Origin of the sequence: Mitsuokella apri, from assembly GCF_051886055.1 — a bacterium.
Taxonomy (GTDB): Bacteria; Bacillota; Negativicutes; order Selenomonadales; family Selenomonadaceae; genus Mitsuokella.
This window is the reverse complement of record NZ_JBJEXT010000066.1, coordinates 1-17028: the sequence shown is the minus strand read 5'-3', so window position 1 is coordinate 17028 and position 17028 is coordinate 1. Positions and strand designations below refer to the sequence as shown.

Sequence of the window (17028 nt, the reverse complement as noted above, 5' to 3'; positions counted from 1 at the left end):
CGCCATGGCGTACCTACTCTTTGCTTTTATCCTCGTCATCGACCAGCTGACGAAGTTTTATATCAGCAGCAATTTCCTGCCGGGCGAGAGCGTCGGCGTCGTGGAGCCGTTTTTCCACATCACCTATGTGCTGAATCCCGGTGCGGCCTTCGGCATGCTGCCCTCCGCGCGCTGGTTTTTCGTGCTGGCAGCTGCCGCGCTGCTCGCGGCGTTTCTCTTTTATCACAAGAGACTGCGCCGTCAGCCCGCTGCCTTTTATTATGGCTGCGTGGCCCTGCTTGCAGGCGCCGTGGGCAACCTCATCGACCGCATCCGTCAGGGCCTTGTCATTGATTTTTTTGACTTCCGCATCTGGCCGGTCTTCAACATCGCCGATGTGGCCATCGTGCTCGGCGTGGCCAGCATGATTTTCGCGATTTTATTCCGCATGAAAGAGATGGATGATTGAATATGTCAGATTCTATGGAGCCTACTAATTCTGCGAGCGCTGCGGGGCCTGCAAAGGTCTTTGCGGCAGACAAAGACGGCGAGCGCCTTGACGTCTTTTTGACGCGCATGGAGCCCGAACTCTCGCGCGCCCACGTCCAGAAAATCATCGCGGAGGGGCAGGCACTTGTCGGCGGCGCGGCGCGCAAGTCGAATTACAAGCTGCAGGCGGGCGAGGAAGTCACGTTCCATCTGCCCGAGGCCAAGCCCGTCGAAATTTTGCCCGAGAATATCCCCTTGGACATTCTCTACGAGGACAGCGATATCATCGTCGTCAACAAGGCGCGCGGCATGGTCGTGCATCCGGCCACGGGCATCTACACGGGGACGCTCGTCAACGCGCTTCTTTATCACTGCGATGACCTCTCGGGCATCAACGGCGAGATCCGGCCCGGCATCGTGCACCGTCTCGACAAGGATACCTCCGGGGTCATGGTCGCGGCGAAAAATGACGCGGCGCACCTCGACCTCGCGGAGCAGATCCGCACGAAAACGGCCCACCGCATTTACAAGGCCATCGTCTGCGGCAATATCAAGGAAGAGGCCGGTGTCATCAAGGGCGATATCGGCCGCCATCCGACGGACCGCAAGAAAATGGCCATCGTGCATGAGCACGGCAAGCCGGCCGTCACGCACTTCCGCGTGCTCGAGCGCTTCGGCGACTACACGCTCGTCGAATGCAGGCTCGAGACGGGCCGCACGCATCAGATCCGCGTGCACATGACGAGCATCGGTCATCCGCTGCTCGGCGACCCGAAATACGGCCCGCGCCGCAGCTGTCCGTTTGCCATCAAGGGGCAGGCCCTGCATTCGTGCGAGCTCACGCTCACGCATCCGCGCACGCATGAGCGCATGACCTTTACGGCACCGCTGCCCGAAGATATGGAAAAAATTCTTCGGACGCTGCGCGCCAAGTTTCACCGTTAACAGGCAAAATAAAATAATTAGGTAAATAGGTAAATAGGTAATTAGGTAATTAGGAGGGATTTCTATGCCAGTACTGACCGATAAGACCATCATTATGGATTCTGAGGGCATCCGCCGTGCCCTGACGCGCATTTCCCACGAAATCGTGGAGCGCAACAAGGGCGTCGAGAACCTCGTCATCGTGGGCATCCGCACGCGCGGCGTACCCATCGCCGAACGCATTGCCGACAACATCGAGCACATCGAGGGGAAGAGGCCGCCCGTCGGCATCCTCGACATCACGCTGTACCGCGACGATCTCTCCACACTTTCCTATCAGCCGATTGTCCATCAGACGGAGCTGCCGGCCGATATTCAGGACAAGACCATCGTGCTCGTCGACGATGTGCTCTACACGGGCCGCACAATCCGCGCCGCCCTCGATGCCATCATCGACATGGGCCGTCCGAAGGCCATCCAGCTCGCCGTGCTCGTCGACCGCGGCCATCGCGAGCTGCCGATTCGCGCCGACTTTGTCGGCAAGAACGTGCCGACTTCCTCGCATGAGGTCGTCAGCGTGCAGCTCAGCAGCACGGACAAGGCCGAAAAAGTCGTCATCCGCGAATTCCGCGAGGATAAGAAAGACGGCAAAGAGGAAGAATAAAAGTGAACCTGCTTCATTTTTATCTTGACAGTATCCCGTGTATGCGTTATGATGGATACACAAAGCAGAATAGTGAACTCACATCCAGAGCGGCGGAGGGACTGGCCCGATGAAACCGCGGCAACCATTGACTTTGTCAAAACGGTGCCAATTCCTTTAGGTCTGACCTATAAGATGAGAGTGCGATAACGAGCTCTCTATTATGGATAGAGAGCTTTTCTTATGCATGATACATGATAAAGGCTGCGAGAGACTGCTCTGCAAGCTTAACGTTAACCAAGATTTTAGAAGGGGGTTATTCCTTTGAGTAAAAAGCGTATGTTGTTTACCTCGGAATCCGTCACGGAAGGTCATCCGGACAAGATGGCGGACCAGATTTCCGACAGCATCCTCGATGCAATCCTTGAAAAAGACCCGAACGGCCGCGTGGCCTGCGAAACGCTCGTGACGACGGGACAGGTTCATGTCGTCGGCGAGGTTTCGACGAAATGCTACGTCGATATCCCGAAGATCATCCGTGAGACGGTGCGTGAGATTGGCTACACGCGCGCAAAATACGGCTTCGATGCCGATACCTGCGGCATCCTCGTTTCGCTCGATGAGCAGTCTCCGGATATTGCACAGGGCGTCGACAAGGCTCTCGAGGCCCGCGAAGGCGATATGGACGTCGAAGACGCCATCGGTGCCGGTGATCAGGGCATGATGTTCGGCTACGCGACGAACGAGACGAAAGAGTACATGCCGCTGACGATTGCGCTCGCGCACAAGCTGGCCCGCCGCCTCGCCGAAGTCCGCAAGGACGGCACGCTCCCGTACCTGCGTCCGGACGGCAAAACGCAGGTCACGGTGCTCTACGAAGATGGCAAGCCCGTCGCCGTCGACACGATCGTCATCTCGACGCAGCATGACGAAGATGTTGAGCTCGCACAGATCCGCAAAGACCTCATCGAGCACGTCATCAAGGCAGTAGTTCCTGCCGAACTCCTGACGGATGCGACGAAAATCTTCATCAACCCGACGGGCAAATTCGTCATCGGCGGTCCGCAGGGCGACTCGGGTCTCACGGGCCGCAAAATCATCGTCGACACCTACGGCGGCTGGGCCCGTCACGGCGGCGGTGCATTCTCGGGCAAGGACCCGACGAAGGTGGACCGCAGCGCCGCTTACGCTGCCCGCTACGTCGCGAAGAACATTGTCGCTGCCGGCCTCGCTGACCGCTGCGAGATTCAGCTTGCCTATGCCATCGGCGTAGCGCATCCGGTCTCCGTCATGGTCGACACGTTCGGCACGAACAAAGTCGACGAGGACAAGATCGAAGAACTCGTCAAGAAGCACTTCGACCTGCGTCCGGCCGGCATCATCAAGATGCTCGACCTGCGCCGCCCGATTTACAAACAGACCGCAGCCTACGGCCACTTCGGCCGCACGGACGTCGACCTCCCGTGGGAGCACACGGACAAGGCCGCCATCCTGCGCGAAGAAGCCGGCCTCTGAGCAAAAAAACAGCATAAGAAAAGACAGCCTCGCTCGCGGGGCTGTCTTTTTTACTATGTTTTACGGTATAAAAAGCTAAAGAGAGTAAAAACCAACGGGCAGCATCTTCGGATAAAGATGCTGCCCGCCGGTTTCGCATTTTGAGCTATGGGTGGTATATGTCAAAGTGCTTTTTGATAAAGCGCTAGGACATCTTTTTTGGTCGTGGCCCTTGGGTTGACCGCGATGTTGCCGCTCTTCATGGCATCGTCGGCCATGGCGTCGAATTTCTCGGCCGTGACACCGGCTTCTTTGAGGCTGGCGGGGATGCCGAGTTCGGCGTTCAGTTCACGCAGCAGCGAGACGAGCTCGATGGGCTCGAAGTCTGCAGCTGCCGGTGTCGGCGATACGTAATTGTAGATTTTCCTGTACTTGCCATTGTCGGTCAGGGCGTTGAAATCCATGATCGTCGGCAGCAGGATGGCGTTGGCCACACCGTGCGGCACGTTGAAATACGCGCTGACGGGGTGGCTCATGGCGTGGACATCGCCGAGGCGGGCCCAGGAAAAGGCGATGCCGGCAAAGAGGGAACCCGTCAGCATGGCCTCAGCGGCCTCGACGTCGGCGCGGTTGGCGACGTAGCGGCGGATATTTTTGCCGATGAGCTCAAGGGCCTTTTCGGCCATGGCATCGGAGAATGGCGAAGCCGCGCGCGAGATGTAGGACTCAATGGCATGCACCATGGCGTCGATGCCGCAGGCCGCCGCGACCGAGGCCGGCGCCGTCGTCAAAAAGTCGGCATCGAGAATCGCGTAACGCGGAATCAGCTTGTAGCTGAAGACCGTGAGCTTGTAGTTCCTCGCCTGGTCCGTGATGACGGAGAATGCCGTGACTTCAGAGCCCGTGCCGGCCGTCGTCGGGATCGCGATGAGCGGGATGATGTCGCCCGGCACCTTGCCGCCGCCCTCGTATTCCGTGATGCTGCCGCCGTATTTGGCGACGACGGCCACAGCTTTGGCAACATCCATCGGCGAGCCGCCGCCAAAGGCTACGATGAAGTCCGCACCGCTTGCGCGGAAGGCCTCGGCCGCTTTGGCGACGGTCTCAACGGAAGGATTGCCCTCCGTCTGGCTGAAGATATCCGAAGGAATTCCTTCTTTTGCCATGAGGTCCGCACAGTGCTTGACATGGCCCATCTTCGTGAGGTGCGGGCCCGAGATGATGAAGGCATGCGTGCCGCCGATTTTTTTGGCAGCCGCGGCGAGCTTTTCGACCGTGCCGCGGCCGACGAGAATATCCTGAGGGATGGAGAAGCTGAATTCGTGCATGGGTAAGAGTCCTTTCTATATAGAATAGGGGGTAACTCAGGGCGCAGTTGTCAGATTGCGCTCCGCGAGAATCTTGTTGATGGCTGCATCGATGGCATGGTCGAGGGCTTCGGAGATTTCCTCATCGCTCGACTGCAGGGCCGCAGCATCCTTGTCGGAGATGATGTCGACGAGCAGGCCGAAGCGTTCGCCGTACTCGCGCTTGCAGGCTACGCCGAAGATCAGGCCGAGCACGCACCAGCCGCCGGCCATGGCCCATTCCTGCCAAACGAGCGTTGCACCGGAATTCGGGATGACGTAGAGGGCAACCATGAAGCCCGAGAGGATGACGGCGAGCCAGCCGACAAGCTTATAATGCGAAACCTTGAACGGACGTTCAAGGTCCGGTTCCTTCTTGCGCAGAATGAGGAACGACATGGCGACCATGCAGTAAGCGAGGCAGCAGCCGAAGTTGCCGGCATCGACGATCCAGACGAGCATCTTGCGGCCGGCGAACGGCGCGATGACGGAGAGGAAGCCGATGAGGTAAAGGGCATTGACAGGCGTCTTATAGACCGGATGGAGTTTGGCGAAGAAACGCGGCACCATGTAGGACTCGGCCATGGAGTAGAGTGCGCGGCTGCCGCCCATGAGGAAGGAGTTCCAGCTGGTGATGATGCCGCACATGCCGCCGATGATGATGACTTTGGCCATCGTGGCCGAGTTCATGGCCTTGGCCATGGCATCGGCCGTGACGAGGCCCGTGCCGCTTTCGGAAGCCATAATTTCAGTATTCGTGAGCACGAGGCCGACAGCGATAATGACGAGTGCATAGAAGAGGACGGCGCAGACGACGGAGAGAATCAGGATCTTGCCGATTTTCTTGAGCGGTACGTTGATCTCCTCGGCGGCCTGCGGGATGACATCGAAGCCGATGAAGTAAAATGGCGTGGTGACGGCGACGGCGAGCACGGCCTTGATGGTCACGGACGCATCATCGCTGGCGATGAAGGCCTGCGGCATCAGGGTATCCGTGCTGCCCGTGATGACGGAGACGACGACGAGCAGGATGCCTGCGGCGCCGATGATGACGGTCAAAATGGTCTGGAGCTTGGCGGCAGCTTTGACACCGCGGATGTTGACGAACGTCATGATGATGCTCATGCCGACGGCAACGGCCAGCCACGAAGCGTAAATCTTAAAGCCCGCGACCGTGTAGAGGTAGCCCTGCAGGAAATTCGGGAAAATGTACGTGATGATGGTCGGCAGGGCACAGGCCTCAAAGCAGACAACGCTGGCATATCCGAGAACGATGGCCCAAGTACAGATGAAGGAACCGATTGGCCCCATGGCGCGGTAGCTGAAGACGTGTTCGCCGCCGCATTGCGGCATGGCGCTTGTGAGTTCGGCATATGTCAGGCCGACGAAGAAGATCATGACGCCGCCGATGCAGAAGCCGAGGGCCGCACCGAGCACGCCGCCATCGTGAATCCAGCTGCCGGTCGAAACGACCCAGCCCCAGCCGATCATGGCGCCGAAGGCGATGACGAGGATATCCCACGCGCCGAGCACGCGGTCAAAGGATGATGTTGTTGTTTCTACGCTTGCCATAGTATTCACACTCCTAACGCATCAGCCGTGACAGGCGGTTTGATGGAACTGTCGTGTTTGGCGGCGGCTTCTGCCGGCTCTTCCGGCATCGCTTTTTTCGTGGCAGCGGCTGCCGCTTTTTCTGCAGGTTCGGCCGGCTTGATGGTATTGGCAATCTCGGCTACACTTGCAAAGCCAAAGACCTTGGAGGCGACGTCCTCGATGAGCTTGGCCGTGCCGTCGATGCCTAAAAGGGAAGAATCAATCAGCATATGGCGGTTGTGGCGGTCGCCGCGGTAGGTGCCGGCTACCTGTTTGTAGCGAGCATGCAGATCTTCATCGCTCTTTTTGATTAAGAGGCTGGCATCGGTCTTGTTGAGGCTGTGGGCCTTCATGACGTTTTCAAGGCGCACCTGACTCGGCGCGTAAATGAAGACGTTCAGGCATTTTTCCTGATGGCGCAGGATGTGGTCGGCGCAGCGGCCGACGAAAACGCACGAGCCGCGGGCGGCGAGGCGCTTGACGGTTTCGCGCTGCAGGAAGACCACGCGGTCCGTGAGGTTATGGTACTTGATGGCGCCGAGTTTCTGCGGATTCGTATCGAGGTCGCGGCCGCGGATTTCCTTGGCCTTTTCGGCCTTGTCAAGAAGGTCCTTGGAGAAGCCCGCTTCCTCGATGATATCGTCGATGAGGCCGCGGTCGTAACACGGGATCCCGTAGTCCTTGGCAATGCGCCTGGCAAGCTCCGGCCCGCCGCAGCCGTATTCGCAGCCAACGGTGATAATGACTTTCTTTTTGCCTGTATCCATAAAAGCTTCATCTCGCTTTCTGATTATAAAAAGAAAAAGCAAAAAGCTGATGCGAGAGTACAGGACTCCCGCATCAGCTTCATTGCTGTATCCCAAAATGGGGATGTATATAGTAGTATTGTAGGATAGCTTGGTTAGTTGGTTGTGATGGGATTATTTGCTCAGGCTCTCGACCGTATCCTTGATGATGGCCACAGCCTTGTCGCAGTCGGCCTCGGTGATGATGAGAGGCGGGATGAGGCGGATGATGTGCTTGCCGATGGCCGTGATGAGCAGGTGACGGTCAAAGCAGCCGTGCTTGACATCGACGCCCGAGATCGTATCATCGAACTCGCAGCCGACGAGCAGGCCCTGACCGCGGACTTCCTTGACATGCGGCAGCTTGGCAAGTTTCTTCTGGAGATAAGCGCCGACTTTCTTGGCATTGCCGGCGAGGTCGCGGTCGAGGAGTTCATTGACTTCGGCAAGGGCAGCGGCGCAGCAGACCGGATGGCCGCCGAACGTCGTGCCGTGCGAGCCCATCGTGAAGGCTTTGGCGACTTCCTCGCGTGCGCAGATGGCGCCAATCGGCATGCCGCCGCCAAGAGCTTTTGCCATCGAGACGATATCCGGCTTGATGCCGTAGTTCATGAAGCTCATCGGCTTGCCCGTGCGGCACCAGCCCGTCTGGACTTCATCGATGAGCAGCAGCATGCCGTTCTCATCGCAGAATTTACGCAGGCCCGTCATGAATTCCTGCGTGGCCGGATGGACACCGCCTTCGCCCTGTACCGGCTCAATCATGATGGCGATTGTGTTCTCCGTGCAGGCATCCTTGAAGGCCTTGAGGTCATTGTAAGGAGCATAGGAGAAACCGTACGTCATCGGGCCGAAGCCGACCTGGCAGGCATTGCCCGGCTGACCCGTAGCACTCATGGCGCCGAACGTGCGGCCATGGAAGCCCATCTTAGCCGTGACGATGTGGTACTTGTTCGGGCCGTAGTGCTCGATGCCGTATTTGCGGGCCATCTTGATCATGGCCTCGTTGGCCTCGGTACCGGTGCTCTGGAAGAAAATCTTGTCCATGCCGATGGTCGTGCAGACCTTTTCAGCAAGCAGTGCCTGCGGAATCGTGTACGGATAGTTGAACGTCTGCATGAGCTCGCCGGCCTGTTCCTGTACGGCCTTGACGACTTTTTCGTTGCAGTTGCCGGCGCTGTTGACGGCGATGCCGGCGTAGAAATCGAGGTACGGCGTGCCGTTCTCATCGTACATGTACTGGTCTTTGGCTGTTTCAGCCAGGAAATCGAAACGCTCGTACGTCTCAATCATGTATTTCTTGACTTTGGCTTTGATATCTGCTGCAGTGAGTCCCGTGTCCTTGAGTTTCATGATGATTTCCTCCCTGTCCAATCAAAAAGGCGCCAGCGGACATTTCTCATGTCACGCTGACGCCATTGTCATCGTTTTTGTGGATGTTGTATTTGGTACTTGCTATCTTTGCTCTCGAGCTTATGTACAATATATCACACAAGTATGAATGCGTCAAGCCTATTTTAGCCATGTTTATTGTATTCATAACGATATATGTGCAATATACTGCATATATAGATACTTTGATATTTGTCAAAAGGATTCAGCTCACGACGAAGAACGAGGCAAAGCTGACTTTCTCCCGGCCGTGATTGCGGTAGACATGGTCGTCTTCCGAGGCAAAGCGGAAGGCTTCGCCGGTCTTAATGGTGAACGTTTCGCCATCTGCGAGTTCAAGGGAAAGCGTGCCCTGCAGCACAAAGACGTATTCCTTCGTGCGCTCGCCGTGGCCGCCGCTCCAGTAGGTGCCGCCCGCTTCGACATCGATGCGGTAAATCTCGACAACGTGATTGTCGGCAATCGGGAAGCACGTCCAGACGCGGTACTCGCCGGGCACGTCCTTCGTCGGCGCGATCTCATCGACGTCGACGAGGTACGCATCTTTCGTCGGGACCTGCGTGAGGTCCGCGAGCTTGATGCGCAGGCCGCTTAAAATCTTGTCAATGACCCCGATGGACGGATTGGCCGTGCCGCGCTCGATACTCGCGAGCATGCTCTTGCTCACGCCCGTCTGCTCCGCGACAACATCGAGGCTCATGCCCTTGGCTTTGCGGATGTGCTTGAGGTTGATGGAGATGTTGTGAATGAGATAATTCATAAGGATTCCTTCTTTGTCTTGCTTAAGGGAGGATGCTTTCATTATAACATAGGTACATGACATAGATACGTCTGGTCCGGCATTTTTTTGCTTTCTCGCTGCCGGGGCAATTTTCAGGGAAGTGTGAGCCGGACACTGTACTTTTCGGCCCAATCCGCTATAATAAGGATTATCAGCCCCATGAGAAAATAGAGAAGGGATGATAAGATGAAGAAAAATCAGGAGGCAGCGGCAGAGCTGCCCGAAGAGCGGCTGCCGTTCCTGCGCCGGCTCTTCGGCCATACGTGGATGGTCCTGCGCCATAAATACTGGGTCTTTCACTATGCCTGCATCGCGGGCATTCCGTGGCAGGGAATCACGCACGACCTTTCGAAGTTCTCGCGCATTGAATTCTGGGAGAGTGTGCATTACTACAATGGCATTTATTCGCCGATACGCCGCTGCAAGGAACTCAACAACGGCTATTCGTTCGCGTGGATCCACCATAAGGGGCGCAATCTGCACCATTACGAAGCATGGTGGGACAATTTTGACGGACCGGACGGCCCGCGGCCCATCGATATGCCGTACAACTACGCTGCCGAAATGGTCTGCGACTGCCTCGCGGCAGCGCGTGCTTATGGCCGTAAAAACTTCAGCTATCAGGCAGAATACGAGTGGTGGCAGCGCAAATGCCGGCACGGCGTCGCGATGACGAAGCACATGCAGGGCTTTATGGAAGAGGTCCTGAGCACCATCGCGAGGACGGAAGACGAGAGCCTGCTGCGTCCCGAAAATCTGCGTCCCATCTACGACCGCCACGTGCCGCCGCGTGCGTAAACGCTTGTCTTTTTGTCGTTTTCCTTGTATACTGTAGTTGATGCTATCACACACTGGCATTGCTTGTTTTAGGAAAATATCCTTTGGAAAGAGGGTTTGCATCATGAAGATGAAAAAGAATATTTTGGGCATGCTGCTCGCGGCCACGGCTGCCGTCTGCGCGCCTGTCGCCGTCTGCTCGGCCGCCTATGTCACGGCTTATGAGCAGCACGTCGATGAAAAATACGTCGTCGACACCTCGACAGTCTACCGTCCGGATGCCGACCACATCAACGTCGGCGTCTACTACACGGACAACATCAAGCAGAAGACGTATCCGTACGTCTACAAATTCTGGTACAATTCGGGCCGCGGTGCGTGGTACATCCTCGAACAGAAGGACAAGGCTGAATCCGGTGACATCTACGAGGATGATACGCATTACTGGTCCATTGTCGAGGAAAAGAGCATCGCACAGGACGTCCTGAAGGTCGTTCTGGCTTATACATCAGCGGATTGACTTTTTGCTTCTGACTGATTCTGCAGCTGCCTTCCTGCGCACCGCCTTATGCTGTATGGCATAACTGGCGCGGCACAGGGAGGCTGTTTTTCTCACTGTTGGACTGTTGATAAGTGTAAGAAAACTTCTATATAAATAGAAGGAAAGAAGGAGGTATTTTTATGAAAGCATACGACGTCATCATCATTGGCACGGGCGCGGGCAATATCATCGCCGATGCGGCCATCCGCGCACAGAAGACCGTGGCCATCATCGAGCGGGGACGCTTTGGCGGCACCTGCCTGAACCGCGGCTGCATTCCGACCAAAGTCATGGTCACGGCAGCCAACCTCGTCTGCGAAATGCGGGAAAGTGCGCGCATCGGCGTTCTCGCTGACAACATCCGCCTCGACTGGGAGACCGTCGCGAAGCGCCTGTGGCAGAAAATCGACGAAGGTCCCGGGATTCAGACGTACTACGACCAGTTCCCGAATGTCACGACGTACAACGGCACGGCTTCATTTACCGGCAAAAAGACTTTGCTCATCGAAAAGAACGACGGCGGCCGTGAGGAAATCGAGGGCCAAAATATCTTCATCGCCACGGGCGGCCGGACAAATATCCCAAAGCTTCCGGGTCTTGCAGAAGCGGGCTATGTGACGTCGGAGACGTTCTTCGGCCAGAAGTTCCCGAAGAAGCCCTACAAGAGCCTGATTGTCATCGGCGGCGGGCCCATCGGCTGCGAATTTTCCCATGCCTTCCGGGCGGCCGGCACAAAGGTCACGATTGTTCAGCACAATGTGCGGCTGCTGCCGAAAGAAGACGAGGAAATCTCGGCTTTTATGCTGAAGCAGTTTGAGGGCAGGGGCATTGAAGTGCTCCTGAACAAGGATACCGTCTCTGTCCGCGTGGAACATGGTGAAAAAGTCCTGAGCGTGCAGGACAGGAAGAGCGGCGAACAGGCAGAAGTCCGGGCCGAGGAAATCCTCGTCGCGCCGGGCATCCGCCCGATGACGGAGCTCCTGCACCTCGAACATACGGACGTGAGCCTCGATAAGCGCGGCTATATCCGCACAAACGAATTCCTCGAGACGAGCGCCGAGGGCATCTATGCCTTAGGCGACATCAACGGCAAGGCCCCGTTCCGCCACAAGGCCAACTACGAAGCCGAGATTCTCGCGCACAATCTCTTTGAGGGCAGAGCCCCCGAAGACTGGCGCTGGGCCGACTACGATGCCGTTCCAGCCGTGACCTATACCTACCCCGAAGCCGCGCATGTCGGCCTGACCGAAAAAGAAGCACAGGCACAGGGCTATGAAACGGAAACGGCCCATAACAACTACTCCGCAGCCGTCAAGGGCTTTGCACTCGGCTTTGAACCAGGCCGTTCCGATGACGGCTTCGTCAAACTCGTGCTCGACAAAAGAAAGCACCATATCCTTGGCGCCCATATCGTCGGCCACGAAGCCTCGATTCTCATCCAGCCCTTCATCAACCTGCTCATGTGCGGCAAACATACCATAAAGCCCATAAGCGGGGACATCGCTTCGGAGACCGCCAAAAAACTCCGCGCCCTGCCGCTGACGCGCGACCTCGACCCGCGCTCCGTCTACACGCTCGGTGAAAGTATGACCCCGCATCCGTCGCTCTCGGAAGTCACCATGTGGACGCGGTATTACTACGAGAAAAAGTAAATAAGAAGCATTCCAACTGATCCTGCAGGCATCCGGCCATCTCCGGCTGACCGCAGGGTCAGTTTTTTATATATACCACATCGAAATTATCAATCTTTTCATAAGATATTTTTATTGATGATAGGCTTGCATTTTGTATACCATTGGTGTACACTAGAGTCCATCAAACGTTACATAAAAACGCTTTTATACAAAATTATTTCCATATATATGTAACATTTGACTATTGGAGGTGTACATAGAAGATGAGGATTTGGGGAAGAAGCAGAATCATATGTCTTGTTATGGCCGTGGTGATGAGTTCTCTGCTGCTGTCGGGCTGCGGGCTCGGCAAGATGGCCCGTGAACATCAGGCCGCTCAGGGCGGACCTGTCGAGCTGAAGCTTGCTTACCATCTGCCGCAGGACCATTACCTGTCGCAGGGCATGGAACGCTTTGCCGAGCGTGTCAACGAACGCTCCAACGGCTCCATCAAGATCACGACGTATCCGGCTGGCCAGCTCTACACGGATAAGAGCATGAACGATGCCATCATGTCGGGCGGCCTCGACATGGGCCTGAATTCCACAGCCATGTGGACGACCGTTGTGCCGGCCCTCAATGTCCTCGATGTCCCGTTTCTCCTGAACAGCTACGAAGCCGTCGGCCGTGCGATGGACGGCAGCCTCGGCCGCACATTGACAAGCGAAATGGAAAGAAAGGGCGTCCATCCGCTGATTTGGGTTGATTATGGCTATGTCCAGTTCTGCAACAACCAACGTCCTTTAAAAGAACCGGAGGATTTCAAGGGCCTGCAGCTGCGCGGCTACGGCCAGATTCCGGCCGAGACCATCAAGGCCCTCGGCGCTTCGCCTGTTACGATGAGTTCGAGTGAAGTCTACATGGCCATGCAGCGCGGCACGATCGACGGCCAGACTTCGGGCACGACGGCCATGTATCAGAGAAAAATCTACGAAGTCGCCAAATACCTGACGATGACGAATCACGCTTACTGCGAATTCGTGCTCGCCGTCAACGGCGGCTCGTGGGACCGGCTGACCGACGAGCAGAAGCAGATTGTCGAGGAATGCGCGAACGAGACGCGCGACGAACTGCGCGAAGAAACGAAAAAGCAGGACCGCGAATGCATGGAAAAACTCCGCGACGCCGGCATGGAAGTTTACGAGATTCCGCCCGAGGATTTGCCGAAATGGCAGGAAGCCACGATGCCCGTACGCGAAAACTTCATCCGCAAAATGGGTGACCTCGGCCGTCAGCTCGTCGACCAGTGCCTTGCCGCGAATAATCAGTGAGAAAGGAAGCAGATTTTATGACATTCAAAGAAATTGTTTTGCTCTATGACCGTTTGCTTGGCAAGCTCACGCGCCTTGCCGCCGTGCTCGCAGGTCTGCTGCTCCTTTTGACGGCCCTGATCATCTGCTACGAAATCATCGTGCGCGATTTCTTCCACTCGCCAACCGAGTGGGTGCTCGAAGTCGCGACGTACGCCATCATCATCGCAGGCTTTCTCGGCCTTGCCGTCGCGTTCCGCGACAACGCCCATGTGCGCGTCGACATTTTCGCCGGCCGCTTTGCTCCGGAGACAAAGCGCAAACTCGATATGGCCCTGAACGTCGTCTCGTTTTTGCTGTTCCTGATTTTCATGACGGAGAGCATGGACCTTGTGACATCGTCCTATACCTATCATAAACTTTCGCCGTCCATTTTGCGCTTTCCGCTGTTTATTCCGCAGTTTGCACTCGTTGCAGGCTCCTTCCTGCTCTTAGGCGAGATTGCCCGCCGTTTCCTCTTTGAGCTGCTGCGTCTGCCGCTGACAAAAGAGAAAGCAGAGGAGAAGGAAAGGAAGGTGCGTTAAATGTCAGCTGTTTTTGCCATCATCGTTTTAGCTTTATTTGCCCTCGGCATGCCCGTGGCCTTTGTGCTCATGCTCGGCGGCGTGCTCGGCATGCTGTTTTTCCTCGGCGGTCCGGCTGCGTTCACGCAGATTCCGGTCATCGCCTATAAGACCCTTGACGATTTTGTCCTCGTCGCTGTGCCTCTCTACATCCTCATGAGCGAGATTCTCTTAAAGGGCAAGGTCGGCAACGGCCTCTTCGAACTTGGCAGCAAATGGCTCGGCCATCTGCCGGGCGGCATCGGCGTTGCGACGATTTTCGCCTGCGCGATTTTTGCCGCTATTTCGGGCTCAAGCGTGGCCACAGCCGTGACCATCGGCGCCATGGCTATTCCGGAAATGCTCAAGCGCGGCTATGAGCGTACGACCGTCCTCGGCGCCGTCGCTGCGGGCGGCACGCTCGGCATCCTGATCCCGCCGAGCATCCCGATGATCCTGTATGGCTCCATCACGGGCGAGTCGGTCGGCAAACTCTTTATCTCGGGCATCGTGCCGGGCGCTTTGATGACGCTCTTTTTTATCTGCTACCTTGTCTTCCGCTGCCGCCATATGGAGCGTCAGCAGCCGGCGAGCTGGTCAGAGCGCATGGCGACCCTCAAAGAAAACATCTGGGGCCTGCTTCTGCCGATTATCGTCGTCGGCGGCATCTACACGGGCCTGTTCACCCCGACTGAAGCCGCTGCCGTCGGCACGTTCTACAGCCTCGTGATCACGTTTTTCGTTTACCGCACCGTAAAACTCCGTGACATGGGCGTCATTCTGCAGGACACGGTCAAGACAACTTCGATGATTTTCGCCATCATGATTGGCGCGATGCTCTTCGGCTTTATCCTGACGGCTTTGCAGGCCCCGCAGGCCCTGATGTCGCTCGTCACGAACGCGCAGGTCAGCCGCTGGTTCATCTTCATCGGCATCAACCTCGTCCTTCTGGCCCTCGGCTGCGTGCTCGAAACGGTCTCGATCATCCTCATCACGCTGCCGATGCTCTATCCGATTGTCAAGTCCTTGGGCTTTGATCTCATCTGGTTCAACGTCGTCATGCTCATCAACATGGAACTTGCCCTCATTACCCCGCCGGTTGGCATGAACCTCTTCGTCATCAAAGGCATCAGCCCCGACAGCACCATCGGCCAGATCATTCAGGGCTCCGTGCCCTTCGCCATCATCATGGCCCTTGAAATCGTCCTCTTGTGCCTCGCTCCGCAGCTCGCCACGTGGCTGCCGTCCGTACTGCAGTAAAGCAGTTTCCTACTATATAATATAGGCTTAAAAAAGGCCCTGCTCACAGATTCATGAATCTCTGGGCAGGGCCTTTGTCGATAAAGCTGCATAGGCAGCTTGGTGAGAGGATGAAAAAACAGGGCCACTTCTTCTTTCCAGAATGGAATGGTATAATAAAGATAAAAAGAGGGAGGGCGCGCAATGAAGGCCAAACGGAGTTATAAGGATTCGCTTTTTCGTCATATCTTCAATGATAAAGCGAGGCTGGCGAGTCTCTACAAGGGGCTGACTGGGCGTGAGATCGACACAAAGGATATCACGATTACGACGCTCAAGGGTGTATTTTTCAACGATATCAAGAATGACATCAGTTTTCGTATCGGCAACCGCGATATCATCCTCATGGAACATCAGAGCTCGTGGAATCCCAATATGGCACTGCGGATGCTCTGGTATATCGCGAAAATCTACAGCCGTCAGATTGGCAGGGATATCGTATACCGCTCGCAGATGGTAGAAATTCCGGCACCGGAATTCTATGTGCTTTACAATGGGCATCAGGAAGAACTTGCCTACCAGAAACTGCGTCTTTCCGATGCGTTTGCGCATGAGACGGATACGCTTGAACTCGTGGTGGACTGCTATAATATCAACTATTCGGAACACAGCGAGCTTTTGAATCAATGCTACGAGCTGCGGTGCTACAGCATTTTCGTGCAGAAGACCCGCGATTATTACGCGGAAAGCCACGATCTTGCACGGGCTGTTCGTCTGGCTATTGCGTACTGCAAGACTCACGACCTCATGGCTGACTATTTTGCGGAAAATGAGAAAGAGGTGTTCGACATGGTGAATTTTAAATGGGATCAGAAACGTGCGCTCGAAATCGCGAAGGAAGATGGCGTTGCCGAAGGCCTCGAGAAAGGAATCGAGAAAGGGCGTGCAGAAGGCCGTGCGGATAAGAAGCGCGCGATTCTAGGAATTGCTCTGTCCCTACTGCGCAAGGGGATGTCGGTGAATTTTATTGCGGAAACTACACAGCTTTCTGTTGAAGAGGTGAAAAAACTTGCACGAGATAATGGTCTGGCTTTTTGATGGAATAAATTTTGCAGTATGAGAGAGAAAAAATCGTCATCGTAGGATGGCGATTTTTTCTGATAATAGACAGAATGCTGCGTGCGCGCTTCATAACCGAGAATTTTCATCCTATCATATTTAAAGTCGTGAGTGAATGAATGCTGTCCCGCAGTTCCCTGACGCGCTGCTCGATAAAATCAATGCAGATATTGTGTTTGCCAAAACGGCTGATCTCCTGATTTACGGCAACCATTTCGTTGTACACGAATCGGGCGGCATCAGCATTGCGCTGGATTATTTTTTTCTGTTGGTCGCTGGGGTAGATGTGGACCTTCAAGCCGTAATGGTGGAGATAGTCCTTCATGTGCTACATTTTATCACCTCTTTTCTGTTATGTAGTGCCTTTTGTCAAGCACCAATTTCTATATCTTTGCCAGAAG

At 55.8% G+C, this 17028-nt stretch carries 17 protein-coding genes and 1 riboswitch; of the genes, 11 read left to right on the top strand and 6 right to left on the bottom strand.

Going from position 1 to position 17028, the window contains the following annotated elements:
• The first annotated feature begins 4 nt into the window (after positions 1–4).
• The 4 genes from lspA to metK all read left to right on the top strand — a co-directional run bounded on the left by lspA (position 5) and on the right by metK (position 3550).
• A complete protein-coding gene (gene lspA / locus ACI4OH_RS09405; protein ID WP_435720620.1) occupies positions 5–448 on the top strand; it encodes a signal peptidase II in 444 nt (147 codons plus the stop codon).
• A 14-nt stretch (positions 449–462) separates the two neighbouring features.
• Positions 463–1413 (top strand): RluA family pseudouridine synthase, encoded by a 951-nt coding sequence (locus ACI4OH_RS09400; protein ID WP_435720961.1) that lies wholly within the window; start codon positions 463–465, stop codon positions 1411–1413.
• A 64-nt stretch (positions 1414–1477) separates the two neighbouring features.
• Positions 1478–2056 (top strand): bifunctional pyr operon transcriptional regulator/uracil phosphoribosyltransferase PyrR, encoded by a 579-nt coding sequence (gene pyrR / locus ACI4OH_RS09395; RefSeq protein WP_439784647.1) that lies wholly within the window; start codon positions 1478–1480, stop codon positions 2054–2056.
• 77 nt (positions 2057–2133) lie between these two features.
• Positions 2134–2237, top strand: a riboswitch (SAM riboswitch).
• 137 nt (positions 2238–2374) lie between these two features.
• Positions 2375–3550: a methionine adenosyltransferase gene (metK, locus tag ACI4OH_RS09390; RefSeq protein WP_432646457.1), complete on the top strand. Its 1176-nt coding sequence runs from the start codon at positions 2375–2377 to the stop codon at positions 3548–3550.
• A gap of 161 nt (positions 3551–3711) precedes the next feature.
• On the opposite strand, the gene ACI4OH_RS09385 is transcribed toward metK, so the two are convergent.
• From ACI4OH_RS09385 to ACI4OH_RS09365, 5 genes are all read right to left on the bottom strand, one after another.
• Entirely contained in the window at positions 3712–4857 is a 1146-nt protein-coding gene (locus tag ACI4OH_RS09385) for an iron-containing alcohol dehydrogenase (RefSeq protein WP_439784646.1), read from the bottom strand.
• 36 nt (positions 4858–4893) lie between these two features.
• The gene (locus tag ACI4OH_RS09380; RefSeq protein ID WP_439784645.1) at positions 4894–6447 is read right to left on the bottom strand and encodes an APC family permease; all 1554 of its coding nucleotides are present in this window, start codon (positions 6445–6447) and stop codon (positions 4894–4896) included.
• A 5-nt stretch (positions 6448–6452) separates the two neighbouring features.
• The gene (locus tag ACI4OH_RS09375) at positions 6453–7235 is read right to left on the bottom strand and encodes a cytidylate kinase-like family protein (RefSeq protein WP_435720616.1); all 783 of its coding nucleotides are present in this window, start codon (positions 7233–7235) and stop codon (positions 6453–6455) included.
• A gap of 153 nt (positions 7236–7388) precedes the next feature.
• Positions 7389–8606: an aspartate aminotransferase family protein gene (locus tag ACI4OH_RS09370; protein WP_439784644.1), complete on the bottom strand. Its 1218-nt coding sequence runs from the start codon at positions 8604–8606 to the stop codon at positions 7389–7391.
• A 244-nt stretch (positions 8607–8850) separates the two neighbouring features.
• Positions 8851–9405, bottom strand: a complete 555-nt coding sequence (locus ACI4OH_RS09365) for a helix-turn-helix domain-containing protein (RefSeq protein ID WP_435720614.1) — start codon at positions 9403–9405, stop codon at positions 8851–8853.
• A gap of 207 nt (positions 9406–9612) precedes the next feature.
• On the opposite strand from ACI4OH_RS09365, the gene ACI4OH_RS09360 reads away from it, so the two are divergent.
• The 7 genes from ACI4OH_RS09360 (at position 9613) to ACI4OH_RS09330 (ending at position 16606) form a co-directional block, all read left to right on the top strand.
• The gene (locus ACI4OH_RS09360; protein WP_432646444.1) at positions 9613–10224 is read left to right on the top strand and encodes a DUF5662 family protein; all 612 of its coding nucleotides are present in this window, start codon (positions 9613–9615) and stop codon (positions 10222–10224) included.
• 103 nt (positions 10225–10327) lie between these two features.
• Positions 10328–10723, top strand: a complete 396-nt coding sequence (locus ACI4OH_RS09355; RefSeq protein WP_432646445.1) for a hypothetical protein — start codon at positions 10328–10330, stop codon at positions 10721–10723.
• A 161-nt stretch (positions 10724–10884) separates the two neighbouring features.
• Positions 10885–12396: a dihydrolipoyl dehydrogenase family protein gene (locus ACI4OH_RS09350; RefSeq protein WP_439784643.1), complete on the top strand. Its 1512-nt coding sequence runs from the start codon at positions 10885–10887 to the stop codon at positions 12394–12396.
• 284 nt (positions 12397–12680) lie between these two features.
• Positions 12681–13688 (top strand): TRAP transporter substrate-binding protein, encoded by a 1008-nt coding sequence (locus ACI4OH_RS09345; protein ID WP_432646447.1) that lies wholly within the window; start codon positions 12681–12683, stop codon positions 13686–13688.
• A gap of 17 nt (positions 13689–13705) precedes the next feature.
• Positions 13706–14251 (top strand): TRAP transporter small permease subunit, encoded by a 546-nt coding sequence (locus tag ACI4OH_RS09340; protein ID WP_432646448.1) that lies wholly within the window; start codon positions 13706–13708, stop codon positions 14249–14251.
• Positions 14252–15529: a TRAP transporter large permease gene (locus ACI4OH_RS09335; protein ID WP_435720610.1), complete on the top strand. Its 1278-nt coding sequence runs from the start codon at positions 14252–14254 to the stop codon at positions 15527–15529. It abuts the gene before it with no gap.
• A gap of 183 nt (positions 15530–15712) precedes the next feature.
• The gene (locus tag ACI4OH_RS09330; RefSeq protein ID WP_435720609.1) at positions 15713–16606 is read left to right on the top strand and encodes an RpnC/YadD family protein; all 894 of its coding nucleotides are present in this window, start codon (positions 15713–15715) and stop codon (positions 16604–16606) included.
• 106 nt (positions 16607–16712) lie between these two features.
• Here ACI4OH_RS09330 and ACI4OH_RS09325 read toward each other — a convergent pair whose 3' ends face one another.
• A complete protein-coding gene (locus ACI4OH_RS09325) occupies positions 16713–16952 on the bottom strand; it encodes a helix-turn-helix domain-containing protein (RefSeq protein WP_435720608.1) in 240 nt (79 codons plus the stop codon).
• Positions 16953–17028 lie beyond the last annotated feature (76 nt).